The 4,153-nt window shown below is 73.3% G+C and carries 3 protein-coding genes; all 3 read left to right on the top strand.

Going from position 1 to position 4,153, the window contains the following annotated elements; translation table 11 throughout:
- Positions 1 to 1,096 (top strand): DUF4159 domain-containing protein (locus BKE38_RS27235; RefSeq protein ID WP_131829747.1); only part of this gene is annotated, 1,096 nt, incomplete at its 5' end.
- Between the two features lie 317 nt (positions 1,097 to 1,413).
- Positions 1,414 to 3,522 (top strand): hypothetical protein, encoded by a 2,109-nt coding sequence (locus BKE38_RS27230; RefSeq protein ID WP_076960327.1) that lies wholly within the window; start codon positions 1,414 to 1,416, stop codon positions 3,520 to 3,522.
- A gap of 83 nt (positions 3,523 to 3,605) precedes the next feature.
- A complete protein-coding gene (locus BKE38_RS27225; protein WP_076960326.1) occupies positions 3,606 to 3,986 on the top strand; it encodes a hypothetical protein in 381 nt (126 codons plus the stop codon).
- The last annotated feature ends 167 nt before the right edge of the window (positions 3,987 to 4,153 follow it).

Genomic DNA, 4,153 nt, shown 5'->3' with positions numbered 1-4,153 from the left:
TGCCGGCGCCCTCCCCGCCAACCGTTTCGCCGACACCCGCCCCGGCCCGCGGCACCCGCCGGGCTGGTACGGCGTCCCGGGCGAGGGCGGCGAGCGCCGCGCCCTCAACCTGTCCGCCAGCCTGCCGCCGCCGCGCGCTTTGGCCGCGCCCCCGCCCGGCACGGCCACCCAATCCATCGGCGGGCTGCCCGCCGAGCGCGACCTGGGCCCCTGGCTGCTGGCGCTGGCCCTGCTGCTGCTGGCCGCCGACCTGCTGCTGTCGCTGGTGCAGCGCGGGCTGCTCGGCCGCCGGCTGATGGCCCGCGCCGGGCTGGCCATGGTCCTTGCCGTCCTGGCGCTGCCCTTGGCGTCTGGCGCGCAGGCCCAGGCGCCGGCCGCCCGTGGCCCGTCGGCGGAAATGCCGCTGGCCACCCGCATCGGCTATGTCGCGACCGGCGACGGCGCGGTGGACGAGGTGGTGCGCCAGGGCCTGGCCGGCCTGTCCGACTACGTGAACCGCCGCACCGCCGCGGCCCTCGGCGAGCCGCTGGCGCTGCGCCCCGGCCAGGACGACCTGTCCTTCGTGCCGCTGCTCTACTGGGCGGTGACCGGCGACAGCCCCGACCCCGACGCCCAGGCCCTGGCCGCGCTGAACGAATACATGCGCCAGGGCGGCATCATCCTGTTCGACACCCGCGACGAGGGCTCCGGCGAAGGCTATGCCCCCGGCGCCCGCGCGGCCCTGCAGCGCCTGACCCGCGGCCTGGCCATCCCGCCCTTGGTCCCCGTCTCCCCCGAGCACGTCCTCACCCGCAGTTTTTATCTGTTGCCCCCCGAGTTGCCTGGCCGCTTTGCCGGCGGCCAGGTCTGGGTCTCGCGCGAGGAAGACCGTGCCAATGACAGCGTCACCCCGGTGATCATCGGCGGCCATGACTGGGCCGGCGCCTGGGCGGTCGATGCCCGCGGCCAGAACCCCTACGCCACGACGCCCGGTGGGGCGCGGCAGCGGACCCTGGCCTATCGCTTCGGGGTGAACCTGGTGATGTACGCGCTGACCGGGAACTACAAAGGCGACCAGGTCCACGTGCCGGCGATCCTGGAAAGGCTAGGCAATTGAAGGGGAAGCCGGAGGCAGGCCAGGGGAATGAATTCCCCCGCGGCGCAGTGCGCCGCGCCCGTTCTTCTTTCTGTTCTGTTGGCCGTTTGACGGGCAGCGTTGCAACGGCGTCGACACCCGGGCATCCCGGCGGGACGCCATTTTACAAAGTCGTCGCTCGCTCACAGGTCGCGCCGCCGATTGGCCATTTCACGTCCCGTTTCCACGTGGACACGGCAGTCACCCCAGAAAAAAGAAGGGGGTCTGGGGGAATTCATTCCCCCAGCCTGCCCCTGACCTTCTCTGCCGAACTCTGCTCTTCGGAAAGGATCTGACCCGTGCGCCAGGCCATTTCCGGTCTCGATTTCGCGCCGATCCTGCCCTGGTGGCTGCTGGTTGCCCTGGCGGTCCTGGCGATCCTGGCCCTCGCCCCCGCGGTATGGCGTCGCGCGCGTGGCGTGGCGTGGCGCGGGCTGTCCTTTGCCGTCCTGCTGCTGGCGCTCGCCAATCCGCGGCTGGTCGAGGAGACACGGGAGACGCGGCCGGACATCGCCCTGCTGGTGCAGGACCGCAGCGACTCCGCCCGCATCGGCACCCGCGGCGCGCAGATGGATGCGGCGCGGGCGGCGCTGGAGGCGGCGGCGGCGCGGTTTCCGGATCTCGAACTGCGCAGCGTCGATCTGCCGGAGGGCGGGCGCCAGGGCACGCGGCTGTTCACCGCCATCGACCGGGCGCTGGCCGATATCCCGCGGGCGCGGCTGGCGGGGGTGATCGCGCTGACCGACGGGCAGGCGCATGACGTGCCGGGGCAGCTGGGGTTCCCGGCACCCCTGCATGTCGTGCTGCCGGGGCGGCCCGGGGAGGTCGATCGCCGCATTCGGGTGATCGAGGCGCCGGGCTACGGCATCGTCGGCCGCACGGTCGAGCTGCGCGTCGCGGTCGAGGATCTGGGCGCCGAGCAGCCGCAGGGCGGTGCGGTGCGGCTGACCTTGCGGCGCGACGGCGCGGCGCCGCGGGTGGAGTCTGTGCCGCTCGGGCGCGAGCACCGCATCACCCTGCCGATCGAGCGCGGCGGCCCCAGCGTCGTCGAGCTGACCGCCGAGGAGCGGCCGGGCGAGGTCTCGACGCTGAACAACCGCGCCGTCGTCACCATCAACGGCGTGCGCGACCGGCTGCGGGTGCTGCTGGTCTCGGGCGAGCCGCATTCGGGCGAGCGCACCTGGCGCCGCCTGCTGAAGGCCGACCCCAATGTCGACCTGGTGCATTTCACCATCCTGCGGCCGCCGGAAAAGGATGACCTGACGCCGCTGAACGAGCTGGCGCTGATCGCCTTCCCGGTGCGCGAGCTGTTCCAGGTCAAGCTGCGCGAATTCGACCTGATCGTCTTCGACCGCTTCTCCAACCGCGGCATCCTGCCGCCGATGTATCTGCGCAACATCGCCGACTATGTCCGGGGCGGGGGCGCGCTGCTGCTCTCGGTCGGGCCGGAATTCACCGGGGCGACCAGCCTGGCCGCGACGCCGCTGGGCAGCATCCTGCCGGCGCGGCCGCTGACCGGGCGCGGTGCCCTGGCCGAGGGCGCCTTCCGCCCGCGCGTCACCGATGCCGGCGGCCGGCATCCGGTGACCCAGGGGCTGACCGGCGCCAATCTCGGCGCGGCCGAGCCCGGCTGGGGCCATTGGTACCGCCATCTGCGCGCCGAGCCGACCAGCGGGCTGTCGGTGATGGACACGCCCGACGGCGACCCGCTGCTGCAGCTCGACCGGGTGGGGGAGGGGCGGGTCGCCCTGCTGCTCTCCGACCAGATCTGGCTGTGGTCGCGGGGTCATGACGGCGGCGGCCCGCAGGCCGAGCTGCTGCGCCGCGCCGCGCATTGGCTGATGCGCGAGCCGGAGCTCGAGGAGGAGGACCTGGTCGCGCGGATCGAAGGCGGCCTGCTGACCGTCACCCGCCGCAGCGTCGAGGCCGGGCCACCGCCGGAGATCACGGTGACCGCCCCCGACGGCACGGTGACGCGCGGCCGGCCGGCCGCCGCCGGCGGGACGGGTGGCCAGGCCACGGGGGGCCAGACGGTGCTGGAGATGGCCGCCGCCATGCCCGGCGTCTGGCAGGCCAGCGACGGGCGGCGCCAGGCCTTCGCCGCCGCGGCGGCGGCCAATCCGCTGGAGATCGCCGATCTGCGCGCCGAGGCCGCCCGCATCCAGCCGCTGGCCGAGGCCAATGGCGGCGGCAGCCACTGGCTCGGCCGCGGCGAGCGGCCGCAGGTGCCGGAGCTGCGCCGGGTCGCCGCCGGGCGCGACGCCTCGGGGTCGAGCTGGATCGGGCTGCGGCGCAACCAGGACCATCTGGTCACCGGTATCGCCGCGCTGCCGCTGCTGCCCCCCTGGCTGGCGCTGCCGCTGGTGCTGGGCCTGGCACTGGTCGCGTGGCGGCGCGAGGGTCGTTGAGACGCTGTCTCCAACTTCCAGCGCGCTGCCACGTTGTGACCATCTTCCTGCCGCTCTATCTGCGATCTGGAGGAGTGTCCGCCATGCGCCTGCGCACCGCCGTTCCGCTCACGATCACGCTGCCTCTGGGCCTGGCTCTGCTGGCCGGCTGCGCCGCGCCCGGACCGACGCTGGACCAGCGGCTTTCGGCCTTCATCAACCGCCCCGAGGGCGAGCTGGTGGCCGCCCTCGGCGTGCCGACCCGCACCTATGAGGCGGATGGCCGGCGCTTCCTGCAGTTCGAGAGCCAGTCCACCGCGATGGCCCCGCCCGAGCCCTATCCCTACTACCCCTATGGCTACTGGGGGATGCGGCGGCCCTGGATGAGCTCGCCGGGGTATATCGTGGTTCGCTGCGACATGACTTTCGCCACGCGCCAGGGTGTGGTGGAAAGCTTTTCCTTCCGCGGCGAAGGGTGTGGTTAACCACCTGCTTCGCCCTGCGCGGAAAATGGTCTAGAGAGGTCGCCATGCGCCGTCTCCCGTTGCTCGCCCGCCTGTCCCTTGCCTGCGCTGCCATCGCGGCCGCGGCTTCCGCCATGCCGGCCGCGGCCGCGATGGCAGCGCAGGCAAGGGACAGGCGGGCGAGCAAC

It is taken from the genome of Teichococcus deserti (assembly GCF_001982615.1).
GTDB lineage: Bacteria > Pseudomonadota > Alphaproteobacteria > Acetobacterales > Acetobacteraceae > Pseudoroseomonas > Pseudoroseomonas deserti.
The sequence above is the reverse complement of the archived record's forward strand: the minus strand, read 5'-3'. Positions and strand labels throughout refer to the sequence as shown.